The organism is Thiolapillus sp. (genome assembly GCF_048562965.1).
GTDB classification, from domain to species: domain Bacteria; phylum Pseudomonadota; class Gammaproteobacteria; order Chromatiales; family Chromatiaceae; genus Thiolapillus; species Thiolapillus brandeum_A.
In genome coordinates this window covers 1-524 of sequence record NZ_JBHNMF010001639.1, presented here as the reverse complement: position 1 = coordinate 524, position 524 = coordinate 1, and the positions used below count along the sequence as shown (strand labels likewise).

Here is a 524-nt window from a genome sequence, read left to right as displayed (position 1 = left end):
GTTGCATCTTGGAAGCTGCGGACGCAGTTCAGGGCGCTCCCTTCGAACTGAAGATAAACCGCCTGGAGTTCTGGCCAAAGCCGCGCATCGTCTGGGCGGGGCCGGAACATACGCCCGCCGACGCTGCCAGCCATGGAGAGCGAAGCGAAGGCTGGTAGACCCCAGTAGCCGCGAGGCCGCACTGTTTTCCCGGCGTGCCTTGCGCCAGAGGGAAAACAAAGTAGGCCTCCGAACGCGGCGTCCAGTCATATGGGAGCCAAGTACGGAGCAGCAACGAGCTTGCGAAGTTGTTGCGTAGTGCTTGGTGACCAGGACGGCTGGGGCACCAATAGGTTGTCAAAGGCCGAGTCGATTTTGGGGACTGGGATGTCCCAAAATCTATCACGAGGCCGAAGACACGCTTGATTGTCCGGACTGGTGAAACACCTGGGTGAGAACCTGGTGGAATGCGGTTTCATGCAGGAAAAGCGCGCCTACCGGCCGCATATCACGGTGTTGCGCAAAACCTCACCCTGCATGGCCAT

The 524-nt window shown here is 59.5% G+C and carries 1 protein-coding gene; it reads right to left on the bottom strand.

Translation table 11 applies throughout. The features are described 5' to 3' along the window. Positions 1-28 precede the first annotated feature (28 nt). Positions 29-385 (bottom strand): hypothetical protein, encoded by a 357-nt coding sequence (locus ACOCD2_RS25960; RefSeq protein ID WP_419626441.1) that lies wholly within the window; start codon positions 383-385, stop codon positions 29-31. Positions 386-524 lie beyond the last annotated feature (139 nt).